At 67.2% G+C, this 16,054-nt stretch carries 15 protein-coding genes; 10 read left to right on the top strand and 5 right to left on the bottom strand.

Features of this window, described 5'->3' with window-relative positions; genetic code table 11:
• The first annotated feature begins 96 nt into the window (after positions 1–96).
• Both trxA and XAN126_RS0120150 read left to right on the top strand, forming a co-directional pair.
• On the top strand, positions 97–1,023 hold the full coding sequence (gene trxA, locus XAN126_RS0120155; protein ID WP_024280367.1) for a thioredoxin: 927 nt from the start codon (positions 97–99) through the stop codon (positions 1,021–1,023).
• Between the two features lie 111 nt (positions 1,024–1,134).
• On the top strand, positions 1,135–1,806 hold the full coding sequence (locus XAN126_RS0120150; protein ID WP_024280366.1) for an LON peptidase substrate-binding domain-containing protein: 672 nt from the start codon (positions 1,135–1,137) through the stop codon (positions 1,804–1,806).
• 1 nt (position 1,807) lies between these two features.
• Here XAN126_RS0120150 and XAN126_RS0120145 read toward each other — a convergent pair whose 3' ends face one another.
• Entirely contained in the window at positions 1,808–2,155 is a 348-nt protein-coding gene (locus XAN126_RS0120145; RefSeq protein WP_024280365.1) for a hypothetical protein, read from the bottom strand.
• Between the two features lie 29 nt (positions 2,156–2,184).
• Between XAN126_RS0120145 and XAN126_RS0120140 the strand changes: the two genes are divergently transcribed.
• From XAN126_RS0120140 to XAN126_RS0120125, 4 genes are all read left to right on the top strand, one after another.
• On the top strand, positions 2,185–3,255 hold the full coding sequence (locus XAN126_RS0120140; protein WP_024280364.1) for an RluA family pseudouridine synthase: 1,071 nt from the start codon (positions 2,185–2,187) through the stop codon (positions 3,253–3,255).
• A 160-nt stretch (positions 3,256–3,415) separates the two neighbouring features.
• Positions 3,416–4,312: an RNA polymerase sigma factor RpoH gene (rpoH, locus tag XAN126_RS0120135; protein WP_024280363.1), complete on the top strand. Its 897-nt coding sequence runs from the start codon at positions 3,416–3,418 to the stop codon at positions 4,310–4,312.
• A gap of 353 nt (positions 4,313–4,665) precedes the next feature.
• A complete protein-coding gene (locus XAN126_RS0120130; RefSeq protein ID WP_024280362.1) occupies positions 4,666–5,421 on the top strand; it encodes a response regulator in 756 nt (251 codons plus the stop codon).
• A gap of 248 nt (positions 5,422–5,669) precedes the next feature.
• On the top strand, positions 5,670–6,296 hold the full coding sequence (locus XAN126_RS0120125) for an FkbM family methyltransferase (RefSeq protein ID WP_024280361.1): 627 nt from the start codon (positions 5,670–5,672) through the stop codon (positions 6,294–6,296).
• Positions 6,297–6,312: 16 nt separating this feature from the next.
• Here XAN126_RS0120125 and XAN126_RS26580 read toward each other — a convergent pair whose 3' ends face one another.
• Together XAN126_RS26580 and XAN126_RS0120115 are read right to left on the bottom strand one after the other, a co-directional pair.
• A complete protein-coding gene (locus tag XAN126_RS26580) occupies positions 6,313–6,720 on the bottom strand; it encodes an FUSC family protein (RefSeq protein ID WP_348550922.1) in 408 nt (135 codons plus the stop codon).
• A 241-nt stretch (positions 6,721–6,961) separates the two neighbouring features.
• On the bottom strand, positions 6,962–7,255 hold the full coding sequence (locus XAN126_RS0120115) for a hypothetical protein (protein WP_024280359.1): 294 nt from the start codon (positions 7,253–7,255) through the stop codon (positions 6,962–6,964).
• 297 nt (positions 7,256–7,552) lie between these two features.
• On the opposite strand from XAN126_RS0120115, the gene XAN126_RS0120110 reads away from it, so the two are divergent.
• On the top strand, positions 7,553–8,995 hold the full coding sequence (locus XAN126_RS0120110; RefSeq protein ID WP_024280358.1) for an NAD-dependent succinate-semialdehyde dehydrogenase: 1,443 nt from the start codon (positions 7,553–7,555) through the stop codon (positions 8,993–8,995).
• 66 nt (positions 8,996–9,061) lie between these two features.
• On the opposite strand, the gene XAN126_RS0120105 is transcribed toward XAN126_RS0120110, so the two are convergent.
• Positions 9,062–9,838, bottom strand: coding sequence for an SDR family oxidoreductase (locus tag XAN126_RS0120105; RefSeq protein WP_024280357.1), 777 nt, complete (start codon positions 9,836–9,838; stop codon positions 9,062–9,064).
• A gap of 72 nt (positions 9,839–9,910) precedes the next feature.
• On the bottom strand, positions 9,911–10,666 hold the full coding sequence (locus XAN126_RS0120100; protein WP_024280356.1) for a GntR family transcriptional regulator: 756 nt from the start codon (positions 10,664–10,666) through the stop codon (positions 9,911–9,913).
• 132 nt (positions 10,667–10,798) lie between these two features.
• Between XAN126_RS0120100 and XAN126_RS0120095 the strand changes: the two genes are divergently transcribed.
• From XAN126_RS0120095 to XAN126_RS0120085, 3 genes are all read left to right on the top strand, one after another.
• Entirely contained in the window at positions 10,799–12,079 is a 1,281-nt protein-coding gene (locus XAN126_RS0120095; protein WP_024280355.1) for an ABC transporter substrate-binding protein, read from the top strand.
• A 443-nt stretch (positions 12,080–12,522) separates the two neighbouring features.
• On the top strand, positions 12,523–13,398 hold the full coding sequence (locus XAN126_RS0120090; protein WP_024280354.1) for a branched-chain amino acid ABC transporter permease: 876 nt from the start codon (positions 12,523–12,525) through the stop codon (positions 13,396–13,398).
• An 86-nt stretch (positions 13,399–13,484) separates the two neighbouring features.
• Positions 13,485–16,010, top strand: coding sequence for a branched-chain amino acid ABC transporter ATP-binding protein/permease (locus XAN126_RS0120085; protein ID WP_024280353.1), 2,526 nt, complete (start codon positions 13,485–13,487; stop codon positions 16,008–16,010).
• Positions 16,011–16,054 lie beyond the last annotated feature (44 nt).

The following is a 16,054-nucleotide window of genomic DNA, read 5'->3' as shown; positions in this document are numbered from 1 at the left end:
CATTGCGTCGGTGTGTCTGCGCCCCATTTATGGGGGGCCGACCCGGCGATGGCGCCTTCGGGCGCTGCGGGGCTGGATTTTCGGGGATTGCGACACATGCTGCTCAATCAGGCAGGCGCCACGGGTGCCAAACCGGCTGCGGGTTCGGACAGCGCCGGCGGCGACATCATCGACACCACCACCCAGACCTTCATGGCAGAGGTGATGGAGGAATCGAAGCGCCGTCCGGTCCTCGTGGATTTCTGGGCGCCGTGGTGCGGCCCGTGCAAGACGCTGACGCCGGTCATCGAGAAGGTGGTGAAGGCCGCCAAGGGCAAGGTGCGCCTCGCCAAGCTGAACATCGACGACCATCCGGTGATCCCCGGCAAGCTCGGCATCCAGTCGGTGCCCACCGTCTATGCCTTCGTGAACGGCCAGCCGGTGGACGGTTTCATGGGCGCTCTGCCGGAGGGTCAGGTGAAGGCGTTCATCGATCGCCTCATCGGGCCTGCCACGGACGGACTGGAGGAAGCCCTTGCGGCGGCCGAAGGCGCGCTGGCGGACGGCGACCTGACCGCTGCGGCCGAAATCTTCGCCGGCGTGCTGGGTGAGGAGCCGGACAATCTGAAGGCCCTCGCCGGCCTCGTGCGCACCCAGGTCGCGGCCGGCGCGCTGGAGCAGGCCAAGGCGACGCTGGCGCTTGCGCCCGCCGACAAGGCCAGTGACCCGTCCGTTGCTGCCGCCCGCGCCGCCCTTGATGTCGCCGAGCAGGCCGCCTCGCTGGGCGATCTCGCGACGCTGCAGGCGAAGCTCGACCTCGACCCGGCCGACCATCAGGCCCGCTTTGATCTCGCGATCGGGCTCAACGCCAAGGGCCGGCGCGAGGATGCGCTGATCCACCTGCTCGACATCGTCAAGCGCGACCGCGCCTGGAACGAGGATGCCGCGCGCAAGCAGCTGGTCCAGTTGTTCGAGGCCTGGGGCCCGACCGATCCGCTCACCCTTTCAGGACGTAAGAAATTGTCGGCGATCATGTTCGCCTGAGAGCGCGGCCTTTCCTTATTCCGGGGCGAGACGCAGCTTTCGATCATTGGTCGATGCGCTTTGCCGACGCGGACGGAGTTTCGCTCGAAGGCGCTCGAGAAGGATTTTTTCGTGGCTAACAACCGCAATTACCTGTCGCCGGCGGATATTCCGCCGGTGATCCCCGTGTTTCCGCTCACCGGTGCCTTGCTGCTGCCGCGGGCGGAACTGCCGCTCAACATCTTCGAGCCGCGCTATCTCGCCATGGTGGACGATGCGCTGGCCGGCGCGCGGCTCATCGGCATGATCCAGCCCGACGAGGCGGCGCCTGCGGGCGCGAGCGGACCGGCTGTGCACAAGGTGGGCTGTGTGGGGCGTCTCACCCAGTTCGGCGAGACCGGGGACGGGCGCTACCTCATCACCCTGAGCGGCATCTGCCGCTTCCGCGTGGTGGAGGAGATGGCGGTGACCACCCCCTATCGCCAGTTCCGCATCGATACGGCACTGTTCGCCGAGGATTTCGATGTCTCAGCTGGCGAGGCGGAGGTGGACCGGGAGGCGGTGCTGGCCGCGCTCGCGGCCTTCCTGGATGCCAACAAGCTGGAAGCCGACTGGGACGGTATCCGCCAGGCCGGCACCGAGACGCTGGTGAACGCGCTCTCGGTGATGTCGCCCTATGGTGCGCTGGAGAAGCAGGCGCTGCTGGAGGCGGAGAACCTCAAGGCCCGCGCGGACATGCTGGTGGCCATCACCCAGATGATGCTGGCCCGCATGCCGGGGGACGGCGAGGGCTCGCTTCAGTAGCTCAGGGCTCCACCGCGAAGCGCAGCCGACCCGCCGGGGCGAGGGTGCGGGCATCGAAGGTGCGGATCTCGGTCGCGCCGTTGACCTCGATGGCCACCACCACCACGTCGCCGGAGACGGCGGTGGAGACAATGCGGGCGCCCTTGGGCAAAAGCGCGGTCATTTCGCCCGACGCAAGCGGTTTCGCCCGGATCATGCGATAACCGATCACGCCGAACACGGCCGCCACTCCCAGCACCATGACCAGCATGGAGATGCTGGAGAAGCGGCGGAACTTGCGGATGACGCGCTCCTGTTCCGGCGTCAGCGCCTCTTCGGGGGTGTCGATCTGGGGCGGGCGGTGGAACATGAGGGGCCGGGGCTCCTGACGGGACGAGAATGAACGCGAAGACGACCGAAGCTGCCCTTGTCGACGGCTTCGACGACCTCACCGACGACATCGGGCCGGACGAAGCCGGTCAGGACGCTGGCGCGAGCCTCACCCTTGCCGTCGCCCCCGAGGATGCGGGGCAGCGGCTGGATCGCGTCCTGGCGCGTCTTGCGCCCGAACTCAGCCGCACCCGCATCCAGCGTCTCGTTGCGGAAGGGCAGGTGTCCATCGGCGGGGGAGTGGTAGGGGACGCGGCCGCGAGGGTCAATGCCGGCGAGGTCTACACCCTGACCCTGCCCCCCCCCGAGCCGGCCGAGCCGGTGCCGGAGGACCTCCCGCTCGACATCGCCTTCGAGGACGATCATCTCATCGTCATCGACAAGCCGGCCGGGCTGGTGGTGCATCCGGCCCCCGGCCACGCCTCCGGCACGCTGGTGAACGCGCTCCTGCACCATTGCGGCGACAGCCTGTCCGGCATCGGCGGGGTGCGGCGGCCGGGTATCGTCCACCGCATCGACAAGGATACTTCGGGTCTGCTCGTGGTGGCCAAGTCCGACGCCGCTCACAAGGGCCTCGCAGCCCAGTTCGCCGACCACGGCCGCACCGGGCCGCTGGAGCGGGCCTATCTCGCCTTCGTCTGGGGCGTGCCCGAGCCGAAGGGCCGCGTGGATGCACCCATCGATCGCCACCCTACCCATCGCCAGAAGATGGCGGTGCGGAGCTCCGGGCGCCATGCGGTGACCCACTGGGACGTGCTGGAGACCTTCGTCGGCAAGACCGGCACCGAGGTTGCGAGCCTCATCGAATGCCGGCTGGAGACCGGGCGCACCCACCAGATCCGCGTCCACATGGCCCATGCCGGCCATCCGCTGCTCGGCGACGAGGTGTACGGCCAGGGCTTCCGGACCAAGGTCTCGCTGCTGCCGGATGAGGCCCGGGCCTGCCTTGCCGCGCTTGGCCGGCAGGCGCTGCACGCCGCTCGGCTCGGCTTCGCGCACCCAGTGACCGGCGAGGAATTGTCGTTTGAAAGCGAGCTGCCGCAGGATCTTGCGGCGCTGGAGGCGGCGCTGCGCGACTGATCGCGAGCGTGCAGAAACGCAATCCGCTCTCGCAGCGACGTGAGAGGATGAAACCTATCCGCCTTTCGTTCGTATCTATATTATCGTGCGTCGCGGTCGGCGTCATGCGGTCGCACGAGCGGCTGCCCGGATGGGGGCCGCGGGAGAAGGAGGCCTCGTGATGGCCCAACAGAAGTCCATGCCCATTCCCTCCGCAGAGGGCGGGCTTTCGCGGTACCTGGAGGAAATCCGGCGGTTCCCCATGCTGGAACCGCAGGAGGAATATATGCTCGCGAAGAGCTGGCGCGAGCATGGGGACCGCGATGCCGCTCACAAGCTGGTGACGAGCCATCTGCGCCTCGTGGCCAAGATCGCCATGGGATACCGCGGCTATGGCCTGCCAATCTCCGAGGTGATCTCCGAGGGCAATGTGGGCCTCATGCAGGCGGTGAAGCGGTTCGAGCCCGAGAAGGGCTTCCGCCTCGCCACCTACGCCATGTGGTGGATCCGCGCCTCCATCCAGGAATACATCCTGCGCTCGTGGAGCCTCGTGAAGATGGGCACCACGGCGGCGCAGAAGAAGCTGTTCTTTAACCTGCGCAAGGCCAAGAGCCAGATTTCTGCGCTGGAAGAGGGCGACCTGCGTCCCGATCAGGTGAAGCAGATCGCCACGAAGCTCGGCGTCACCGAGCAGGACGTGGTGGACATGAACCGCCGCCTGTCCGGGGACGCCTCCCTCAACGCCCCCATCCGTGAGGATTCGGAAGGCGGCGAGTGGCAGGACTGGCTGGTGGACGAGCGCCAGGACCAGGAGGAGCAACTCGCCGAGAGCGAGGAGCTGGCCAACCGCCGCTCGGCCCTGTCTGGCGCGCTGTCCGTTCTCAATGATCGTGAGCGTCGCATCTTCGAGGCGCGCCGGCTCTCCGACGACCCGATGACGCTGGAAGACCTTGCCGCCGAATTCGGCGTGTCCCGCGAGCGCGTGCGCCAGATCGAGGTGCGGGCGTTCGAGAAGGTGCAGAAGGCGGTGATGGACCGCGTTCGGCAGATCGAGGCCCCGGAGGCGGTCTCGGCCTGAGCCGGGACCGCGCGACTTCCCACATTCCTCCCTGAGGTGCCGTCAGGTGACTGGCGTGAGAGTAGCTTGCTGCTCACGGCTGGCGAGAAATCCTATAATACCTCCAAAGGCTTTCCCGTGGTGGGGGGGGCTACACCTGGGTTGACCTATACGGCACTCAATCAACTCTAAATATCTGCTCCTTTGTGAAAATCGATCCAAATGGGGATGGATTGGATCGATCTGATCTGGATCGCATGGACTTAGCATGATACCCGCCTAACTTGACCTCTGGGGTGGCTTTGACAGGAACTCCCGTGCCGACGGTTGTTCGTGCCGGGGGTGGCCATGGCGCGTGTGATGGCAGTTAGGCAATGCGGGATGTTGCGGTCATTGTCGTCGATGACGACAAGGAGTTCCTTCTTGAGGTGCGAGAGGGCCTCGCACTCGAGAACCTGCCGGTGGTCTGCGCTTCTTCCCCTTTGAGCGCTCTCGATATCGTCGAGCAGAACTTCGCCATACGCGTTTTGGTCACCGACCTTGCCATGCCGGGTCTCGACGGTCTGGAGCTGATCCGTCGCGTGGGTGAACTTCGTCAAGGCGCGCAGATTCTTCCCATCATTCTCACGGGAAATGCATCGCTGGAGAATGCCATTGCCGCCTTGCGCATGGGCGCAGTGGATTTTCTCCAGAAGCCGGTCGAAATCGCCGATCTCGTGGCCGCCATTCGGCGCGCGCTGGATCTTTCAGTGCAGAAGCGGCGGGCTGCGACCCTGCTCGACGATCCTCTGGCTCTCCTGCGCCTGCTCGACGGCCTGCGCATGGACCGCAAGCGGGTACTTCCGAGGGTTGCCGGCGGAGATGCCGCCTGGGAAATGCTGCTTGATCTCGCCATGGCGCAGGCCGCTGGCCGTCAGGTTTCGGTCTCGGCGCTGTGCGCGGGGGCCGGAACCTCAGCCACCACGGCCCTGCGTCGCCTCGAAGCGCTTGAACAGGAAGGGCTCGTCGAGCGGCACCCCGACCCCGAGGATCGCCGAAGGGTATGGCTCCAGCTCACCCACAAGGGTGGGGCATCCGTTCGCCAAGCCGGTCGCCGTTTTGCCGAAACCCTCCGTGCGCTTATTTGGTAGTTTGTCTGAATGTGACTGGTATTTTCTGAGAATTAAAATCTGCAATGAACTATTTTTGGCCTCATATTCGAGATTAAATAGGTTCATTCTGGATGTTATGGCTAGAATATGAACTCGATTAGCGTTGTGAAAAATTTGGTATCCGGGCACTTTCCTCGCAGTTAAGCGGGTGGAGTGTCATGGGTTCAGCTGTTCTTGCTGGTGACGGTGGTCGCGTCATCAATCCCTCTCACCATGAGAGAGGTCTTGTGGCGGCTTGGCTCGGAAATGCCGTCGGAACGTTCGTCGATGTCGGTGCGGGTGATCCCATCCGCGGCAACCAGACCTATCATCTCGAGTTGAATGGCTGGAAAGGGCTGCTTATCGAGCCGTCCGTCGAGCTGGCCAAGGCGTTGGAGACGACGCGAAAGTCTCAGGTCGTCCCGGTCGCCTGTGCGGGGCCTGAAGCGCCAGATACACTTCAGCTCTGGCTTCTCGGATGGGAGGCGCGGTCGCACCTGTTCCCCGGCGACCAGCCGAACGGCATGATCCGGGTTGCGGCCAGAACGCTCGATGACATTCTGGCGGAGGCGGGCATCACCAGCTTCGACTTCCTCTCCGTCGACGTGGGCGGCACGGAGGCGGACGTCCTTTCCGGCTTCACCGCTTCCCGTTTCAAGCCGCGTCTCATTCTGGTCGACGACCGGGTGGATTTCGGCCGCAGCCGCCGCCTGTTGCGAGCGCATGATTATGTGCCGGTCCGTCGCACCGGGCACAACGCCTGGTTCGTGCCCCGCAAGGTCGCCGGCCTTGCGTTCGCGGACAGGGTGACGCTCGCGTGGCACTACGGGCCGGCGCGCCTCGCGCGGCGGCTGCAGCGCCGTGTTCTGGCTTGATGCTGGAGAAGGCGCCTTAGCCAGCCGGATCGGCCGCTGGGGCTGGCGTGAGCCACCTGCGGTGAAGCGCGGACCGGACGAGCGACGCGATCAGCATCAGGGCGTCGCCGACGAAGATGCCGGCGAGGCGTTCCATCACCGGCATCAGTTCGGCGGGAGGTCCGCCGGCGGTGACGAGTGCGGTGATGAAGGCGCCGCCGCCCTGCGTGCCGATACAGCTCTGCGGTCCGCCGCTGGTGTGCAGGCGGGAGAAATAGAAGATGCCGCCCGCAAGCACGGTCAGATAGACGAGAAGATTGTCGAGCTGGAGCAGGAGCGCGGCCAGCCCAGCGAACGCGCCCAGGATGCAGCCGAGCACGCGCTGGCGCCCGCGCACACTGATGGTGCCGAAATCCCGGTCCAGCACCGCAAGGGACGCGCCGATGGCCTGCGGCAGCTACGGCAGGTCGAACCACGACCCATGAAATGACCATGGCAACCGCTGAGGTGCGGGCGACAAGGCTGATCTGCATGAGGTCGAGATCGGCCGTCAACGGCGCCTCCCCATACAATCGCTGCGCCGGCCTGTCCGGATGACGATGCCGGGGCGTGCAAGCGCTTGATACCCTTTGGGAGTCCCTCGGCGCCAGCGCCCGATCGCGGAGGCTCCGGTGCCGCGCTCCGGTTCAGCCGTGCCTGTCCTTGTTCTCGCCGATGGACGTGGCGATGTCGGTGAAGGTCGGGGAGGGGCCTTCCTGGCGATTGGTGGCCGCGCGCAGGAAGCGGATGGGGAACAACACCCCTTCGGCCTGGCCCGGGCTGATGGTGCGGCAGGCGGCATCGCGGCGGCAGGCGTCCTCCGCCTCGGCGAGCGCCGTCTCGATCTCGCCGGAGGTGATGAGGCCCTTGTGCCGCATGGCTTCGAGCAGGCGCGACAAGGCGAGGAGCACGCCTTCCAATTGCAGGTTCGCGGTGTTCATGGGTTTCTCCGCTCTGGCCCGGCGTTCCGCCGTCCAGCCATGCCAACGCTGCGGACCTCGCCCCGGTTTCCCCGCGCCGGTCGCAGGTTCTCAACCGCTCCGTTGCCGCATAGGATGCGCGCCCGCCCCGGCGCCCGCCCGCCACTCCACTTTCGGTGTTCGTTTTCCGCAGCGCTCCAGCCGGACGGCCGGATGAGCGGCGGCCTACGGCCCACCGGGGCGCAAAGACCGATTCGAATGCACGGTTCGACCGGCGCCTGCGCGATCCACGGCGCGGCGCCCCAAGGAGGAAGCCCGATGTCCGATGCCTATCCCAACGTCCAGCTCCACATTGACGGTGTCTGGCTCGACGCCGAGGGTGGCCGCCGCATCCCGGTCATCAATCCCGCCACGGAGGAGGAGATCGGCTCGGTCGCGCACTGCTCGCGGGCCGACCTCGACGCGGCGCTGGAGGCGACCGAGCGCGGCTTCGCGACCTGGAGCAAGATATCGGCGTTCGATCGCTCCAAGCTCATGCGCAAGGCCGCCGACCTGCTGCGCGAGCGCGCCGACGGCATCGCCCGGCTGATGACGCTGGAGCAGGGCAAGCCGCTCATCGAGGCGCGGATGGAGACGCTGGCCGCCGCCGACATCATCGACTGGTTCGCCGAGGAGGCCCGCCGCGCCTATGGCCGCGTCATTCCCGCCCGTGCGCCCGGCGTCTATCAGCTCGTCATCAAGGAGCCGGTGGGGCCTGTCGCGGCCTTCACGCCGTGGAATTTCCCCCTCAACCAGGTGGTCCGCAAGCTGTGCGGCGCGCTGGCGGCAGGCTGCTCCATCATCGTGAAGGCGCCGGAAGAGACGCCGGCGTCCCCCGCCGAGCTGATCCGTGCTTTCGTAGACGTGGGCATTCCGGCCGGCGTCATCGGCCTCGTCTATGGCGTGCCGGCGGAAGTGAGCGAATATCTCATCCCGCACCCGACTATCCGCAAGATCACCTTCACCGGCTCCACCCCGGTGGGCAAGAAACTGGCGGCGCTCGCTGGCGAGCATATGAAGCGCGCTACCATGGAGCTTGGCGGGCATTCGCCGGTCATCGTTTTCGATGATGCGGACGTGGCCGCCGCGGCCAAGCAGATCGCCACCGCCAAGTTCCGCAATGCCGGGCAGGTGTGCGTCTCGCCGACCCGCTATCTCATTCAGGAGAAGGTCTACGAGCAGTTCGTGGACGCCTTCGTCACCGTCGCCAAGGCGGTGAAGGTGGGCAATGGCCTGGACGCCGGCACAACCATGGGCCCGCTCGCCAACGAGCGCCGCATCCCGGCCATGGAAGCCCTCATCGCCGATGCCCGCCAGAAGGGGGCCGAGGTGGCGACCGGCGGCTCGCGCATTGGAAACAAAGGCTATTTCTTCGAGCCCACGGTGGTCACGGGTGTCACCCGCGACATGCGGATGATGAACGAGGAGCCGTTCGGCCCGCTGGCGATGATGCTGCCCTTCTCGGACTTCGAGGAGGCCGTCGCCGAGGCTAACCGGCTGCCCTACGGCCTTGCCTCCTATGCCTATACCCGCTCGGCCAAGACCGCCCAGCAGGTGGCGCACCGGGTGCAGGCGGGCATGATGACCATCAACCATCTGGGCCTTGCGCTGCCTGAGGTTCCCTTCGGCGGCATCAAGGATTCCGGCTATGGCTCGGAGGGTGGCTCGGAGGCCATCGAGGCCTATCTGAACCCCAAGTTCGTGTCCCAGGCCGGGATCTAACCCTCAGGCAGAAAACGACTTTCGCCGCCCTCCGGCTGGGCTGGAGGGCGGCGGCGGTTCAGGTGCCTACACCAGCATCTGCATGTCGCCGTCCACCGCGATGGCCTGGCCGGAAATGGTGGAGCCCATCGGCGACGACAGGAAAACCGCAACATTGGCAAGGTGTTGCGGCGGGATAAGGCGCTTCAGCGAGGTCGCGGAGAGGGCCATCGCCTGCACCTCTTCCATGGCCATGTTGCGTTCGCGCGCCTTGTTCTCGAACACCGAGCGGATGCGCGGGCCGTCCACCGATCCGGGCAGTATGGCATTGGCGCGTATGCCGAATTCGCCCAGCTCCATGGCCAGGGACTTGATGAAGCCGACCACCCCCCACTTCGCCGCCGCATAGGGCGAGCGCAGGGGAAAGCCGAAGCGGCCGGCGGCCGAGGAGAGGCCGATGATGGAGGCGTTCTCGCTCTCCTTCAGGGCCGGCACGGCGAGGCGGGTGACGTTGAAATGGCCGGTGATGTCCACTGCCAAAGTGCGGTCCCAGTCCTCCGGCGAGATCTGGTCCACACGGCCGGTGGGGCCGGCGATTCCCGCATTGTTTACAAGCACATCGAGGCCTCCGAGCCGGCCCAGCGCGCCGTCCATGAAGGCGGCGACCGAAGCCCGATCCGACACGTCGCACCAGGTGCCGGCGGCTCCCGGCGCGGTGGTCCCCAAGGCCTCCAGGGCGGCCTCGTCCACGTCGCAGACTTCCACCTTCGCCCCCTCCTTCAGGAAGGCGCGGGCGATTTCCAGGCCGATGCCGCCGGCGCCGGCGGTGACGATGACGCGAATGCCGGCAATGCCGAGGTCCATGGCGTTCTCCCTAGGTTTTCGGGTGGGGTATCGGTGCTGTCAGGTGCCGGTTCGGGCACGTTCAGTCTTGAATCAGTCCGGAAGCACGTCGCGCGAGAGGATGAAGTCGCCCGCGCTCCAGATATCCGCGACCAGCGCGTCCCGTGCCGCGTCCGAATCGCGGGCCTTGAGGGCGGCGACGAGGCGGGCGTGGTGGAGGTGCGCCTCCCCCTGCCGCACCCGCTCCGGGCCGGCGCGGAAATCGAGGTTGAGGACGGGGCCGATCTGCAGCCAGAGGCCCTCGATCATCCCCATCAGGGTGGGCAGGTGGGCGGCGCGGTAGAGGGCGAAGTGCAGGTCCTTGTTGTGGCGCATGGCGGCGGCGCCGTCCGGTCTCTTCTTGTCCCGCTCGGCGGCGAAGGCGCGCTCGCAGCGGACCACCTCGGCGATCTCTTCCGCCGTGGCCTCGCGGGCGGCGGTGGCGGCGGCGAGGCCTTCGAGGCTGATGCGGATGAGGCGCAGTTCGGCGAAGCGGGCGCGGGGCATGAGGGGCACGCGCACGGCGCGGTTGGGCAGCACTTCCAGCGCGTTCTCGGCGACGAGGCGCGACACCGCTTCCCGGACCGGCATGGCGCTGGTGCCGATGGCGGCGGCCAGCCCCCGCAGGGTGAAGCGCTCGCCCGGCGCGGCGCGGCCGGAGAGCAGAAGCTCCTTCAGATCGCCATAGACCTGATCGGCCAAAGTCTGGCGGACGATGCGGCCGACACGGGCATCGAGCGTTGCCGCCGGCTCGTCGCCGCGGACCTCTGAGGCATCGCCGTCTGCGGCGGAAGGTGTCTTGTGTTCCATGTTCCGCGTCTGCTATGTGTGATCACAGATAACAGATAGCCGAGCCAGTCGGCAATCATTCCGGTGCGGTCCGGACGGGAAAAATCCTGCCGCCGCAATATCCAAGCCGGACCTATGGGAGGAGACGACGCCGTGACTGACTTTCCGCTTCACGCCCGAATTGCGTCCGCATCCATCGGCCGCCGCACGCTCCTGAAGGGCGTCGGCGCAGCTGCGCTTCTCGGCGGCGTCGGCATGCCTGCCATCGTGAAGGCGCAGGCCGACACAGTGACCTTCGGCCACCTGACCCCGCTCACCGGATTCCTCGGCCCGCTCGGCGCCTATGGGCAGATGGGCGTGCAGCTTGCCGTGGAAGAGCTGAACGCGGCCGGCGGCATCAACGGCCGCAAGATCAACCTCGTGATGGAGGACAGCGTGAACCCCGCCACCGCCTCCTCCAAGGCGGAGCGTTACATCGAGCGCGACAAGGCGGCGGTGATCGTGGGCGAGATTTCCTCCGCCTCGGCCCTGGCCATCTCGCAGGTGGCGGCGCGCAACAAGATCGTATTCGTCAACACAGGCGGCAATTCCGATGCCCTGCGCGGCAAGGATTGCAACCGCTACATGTTTCATGTGGAGGGCGCCAATACCCAATATGTGAAGGCGGTGGGTGCGGCGATGCTGCGCGACGGCCTTATCAAGGGCAAGAAGCTCTTTTTCCTCACCGCTGATTACGCCTTCGGCCACGATCTCTCCCGCGTCGCCAAGCGCTACATCGGCCAGAATGGCGGCGAGGTGATCGCCGACGAACTGGTGCCCACCGACGCGACGGACTTCTCCTCCTATCTCTTGAAGGTGCGCCAGTCGCGCCCCGACGTGGTGATCTCCAACCTCGCCGGAAACCAGATCACCAACTTCATCAAGCAGTATTCGGAATTCGGCCTCCAGTATCCGTTCGGTGGCTTCGGCTTCGATACGGCGGTGGCCTGGGGCGCGGGCAAGGATGCCTTCGGCGGCATCTGGCCGCTCATCTGGCATCATGACGTCTCCGCGCCGTCCTCCAAGGCCTTCGTCGCTGCCTTCGTGAAGAAGTGGGGCAAGCCACCGGAGAACCAGGCCTGGGGCGATTATGTCGCCACCAAGCTCGTGGCCCGCGCCATGATCGAGACCAAGAGCACGGATTCCGCGCAGATCATCTCCTTCTTCGAGAAGGAGAAGGAGCTGGACATCCTGAAGGGCCGCAAGGGCTACTTCCGCGACTGGGACCACCAGCTCATCCAGGAGATGTACACGGTGACCCCCCGCCCGGTGGCGCAGGTGAAGGACAATTGGGACATCATGGTCCTCGGCCCGGCCGTGCCCGGTGACGGCACCGCCCTCGACGTGATCGCGCCCACCCCGGAAGAGAACGCCTGCACCTTCCCCGCGGGGTGAGGAGGCGGGTGGCTCCGGCGGGGAGGGCGGAGGGGCTTTGCCGGCTTCGCCGAACTTTCCGCTGGACCCCGGCTCGGCGCTCCGGCGTCGCCGTCGCTGGTCCGGGGCACCAACTCCTCCCCTCTCCCCTCGAAGTCGGCTGTTGCCGACTTCGACTTTTGCGAACCGAACCCGGCAACAGCCGGGTTCGGGCGGGAGAGGGGTTGGGGGTGAGGGGTGGGGATGTTTCCGCCTGCGCCGGACAACGGTTCACGCGGCGCCATACCCCTCACCCCAGCCCTCTCCCGCAAGGGGACAGGGGGCTCGGCTGGTTCGGGGCGTGAGGTCCGCTCTCATCGGAGCCCGCCCTCACCGCCGTCATGCCCGGCACAAGGTCCGGCATGACGGCTGAGCCAAAGATGTCTGCCAGTAAAACGCCTAAGGCCGGAGAAGATGCAATGCCCATGGAACTCGTCTTCCTCATCGAGCAATTGCTCAACGGGCTTCTGGTGGGTGTCGCCTATCTGCTGATCGCCCTCGGCCTGTCGCTCATCTTCTCTCTGGGCGGCATCGTGAACCTCGCCCATGGCGGCTTCTATGCCATCGGCGCCTATATCGGCGTCGAGGTCGGCAACCGCTTCGGCTTTCCCGCCGCCTTCGTCGCCGCGCCCCTCTCCGTGGCGCTCATCGGCATGGTCATCGAGCGCACCCTGTTCTCGCGCTTCTACCGGGCCGATCCCATCCTCTCGCTGCTGCTCACCTTCGGCCTCGCCATGGTGATCGAGCAGGCGCTGCGCATGGCCTTCGGCGCCACGCCCATTCCCTTCTCCATTCCCGCCTTCCTGAAGGGGCAGGTGTTCCTCGGCGACTTCATCTATTCGCGCTATCGCCTCGCCATCCTGGTGGTGGCGGCGGTGGCGGTGCTCGGGCTGTGGCTGCTGCTCCAGCGCACCGCCTTCGGCCGCGTGGTGCGGGCCGGCGTGCAGAACCCCGACATGGTGGGCGCGCTCGGCATCTCGCTCACCCCCTATCTCACGGCGGTGGCGGCCATCGGCATCGGCCTTGCGGGCCTCGCCGGCATCATGCTCGCGCCCATCTCCGGCGTGCACCCGGCCATGGGCTCGGAAATCCTCACCGCCGCCTTCGTGGTGGTGGTCATCGGCGGTCTCGGCTCGTTCTGGGGCGTGGTGGCGGCGGGGCTGCTGGTGGGCCTCGTTCGCGGGCTCACGGTCTACTTCATCCCGCCGGCGGCCGAGGCGTCCATGTACGTCCTGATGCTGGCGGTGCTGCTCGCCCGGCCGCGTGGCCTGTTCGGCGAGCGCATCCTGCGCTTCGAGTGACCGCCATGCCCAAGGCCACCGCCGCGCCTTCCACCGCGCCCTCCGCCCCTTTCGTGACTGCGACCCCTCCCGCCTCAGGAGCCGCGATGCTCGCCCGCAATGCCAACCTCATCGTCGCCGCGGTGGCGCTGGCCCTTCTGCCCGCGCTGCTCTCCGCCCTCGGCCTGACGGTGACGTCCGCCACCGACGTGGTGATCCTCGCCCTTGCCTGCATGGCGCTGAACCTGCTCGTCGGCTACACCGGCCTCGTCTCCTTCGGCCATGGCGCGTGGTTCGGGCTCGGCGCCTATGCGGCGGCGCTGGTGCAGCAGCGGCTGTTTCCCGAGTGGGGCCTCGTGCTCGCGATCCCGGCGGCGGTGCTGGTGACGCTGGCGGCCATCCCGGTGGGCTATGTGGTGCTGCGGCGGCGCGGCGTCTATTTCTCGCTGCTGACGCTGGCGCTCACCGCGCTCGCCTACACCATCGCTTTCCGCTGGACCGCCGTGACGGGCGGCGAGAACGGCCTCGGCGGCGTCAATCGCGGCCCCTTCCTCGGCCTCGATGTGGATCGCAACGCTACCTTCTACTGGGTGGTGGCGGTGGCGGCCTTCCTCATCATCCTCACCCTCCAGCGCTTCGTGCGCTCGCCGGTGGGCACGGTGCTGGTCGCCATCCGCGAGAACGAGCAGCGGGCGCGCTTCATCGGCTACGATACGCGGGCCTACAAGATCGCCTGCTTCACCCTCTCGGCCGGACTCACGGCGTTCGCCGGGGCGCTGCTCGCCTTCAACCACCGCTTCGCCTCGGCCGATCCCATCGCCATCGCCTTTTCGGGCGAGCTTCTGGCCATGGTGGTCATCGGCGGCATGCGCTCCTTCCTCGGGCCGGCGCTGGGTGCGCTGTTCTTCGTGCTGTTCCGCGAGTTCCTGTCCATGTGGACGGCGAACTGGCTGTTCTGGTTCGGCCTGCTGTTCATGGCCTTCATCGTCTTCTCGCCCACCGGGCTCGTGGGCGTCGCCGGCCGCTTGCTGGCGCCGCTCCGGAAAAAGACCATCGAGGCCGCCGCCATGGGCCGGCGCACTTCGGCGGAGCGGCGGCCGTTGCCGTCCTCCCTCACCGCGCGGGCGCGGTGGGAGAGTGCCGCCCCGCTGCTGGAGGCGAAGGACCTCGCTCTGGGCTTCGGCGCCATCAAGGCGGTGCGGTCCGGCGCGGTGGCGGTGAAGGACCGGACGCTCCACGCCCTCATCGGCCCCAACGGCGCGGGCAAGACCTCCACCTTCAACATGATCTCCGGCATGTTCGCCCCCAATGCCGGCGAAATCCGCCTCGCCGGCGAGCGCATCGACGGGCTCTCCCCCAATGCGGTGTGCATGAAGGGCCTCGCGCGTTCCTTCCAGATCACCAATTTGTTCCCCACGCTCTCCGTGGAGGAGAATCTGCGCCTCGGCGTGCAGGCGACCCACAAGAGCCGCTTCGATCCCTGGCGCGATGCCGCGTCCATCCCCGAGATCAACGCCGAGACGGCGGAGATGGTCGCCTTCCTCGGCGTCGCCGGCATGGAGCGGGCGGAGGCGGGTGCGCTCTCCTATGGCGGGCAGCGCCTGCTGGACATGGGCCTTGCGCTGACCTCCCGCCCGCGCGTGCTGCTGCTGGATGAGCCTTTGGCGGGCCTCGCGGCGGCGGAGCGCAACCGCGTCTCCAACCTCATCAAGGACATCTCCGCCGAGGTGCCGGTGCTCCTCGTGGAGCACGACATCGACCGCGTGTTCGAACTCGCCGACGCCGTGACCGTGATGGCCGACGGCGCGGTGCTGGTGGACGGCACGGTGGAGGATGCACGCTCCGACAAGCGCGTGCAGGAGGTCTATATCGGCTCCGGCGCCGCGGCGCTGGCCGCCCGCGACCTTCAATCCGCCGCCACCGACACCGTTATGCTGCGGCTCCACGGCATCGACGCCTTCTACGGCAAGAGCCGCATCCTCGCCGGCGTCTCGCTGGAGGCGAAGGAGGGCGAGATCCTCGCGCTGCTCGGCCGCAACGGGGCGGGCAAGTCCACTTTGCTCAAGGCCATCACCGGCATCGTCAAGCCCATGAACGGCACGCTCACGCTGGCCGGCGAGGAACTCATGGGCCTCTCCTCCGCCGCCATCGCCCGGCGCGGCGTCGGCTACGTGCCGCAGGGCAGGGCGCTGTTCCACGGCATGAGCGTGCGCCACAACCTCGAACTCGGGCGTCTGAAGCGCATCACCGGGGCCGGCAAGCACTTCAGCGAGGAGGAGGTGCTGGACCTCTTCCCGCGCCTGAAGGTGCGCATGGACACGCCGGCCGATCTCCTCTCCGGCGGCGAGCAGCAGATGGTGGCGGTGGCCCGCGCGCTCATGGGCGACACCCGCGTGCTGCTGCTGGACGAGCCCTTCGAGGGCCTGTCCCCGGCCGTCACCGAGGAGCTGTTTGACGCCTTCGACCGGCTGCGCCGCTCGCTCACCCTCGTCATCGTCGATCACCATCTCGACGTGGTGCTGAACCTCGCCGACCGCGCGGTTGTGCTGGAGCGCGGCGAGGTGGTCCACGAAGGCCCCGCCCGCCCGCTCGCCCGCGACCTCGATCTCAGAAGGCAGGTGCTGTGGCTGTGAGTGTGGTTCGCGCCTATGCGCCGCGTTTCAAGACTGTCATGCCC

It is taken from the genome of Xanthobacter sp. 126 (assembly GCF_000526175.1).
In the GTDB taxonomy this organism is placed as follows: Bacteria; Pseudomonadota; Alphaproteobacteria; order Rhizobiales; family Xanthobacteraceae; genus Xanthobacter; species Xanthobacter aminoxidans.
This window is presented reverse-complemented; position numbering and strand designations above follow the sequence as displayed.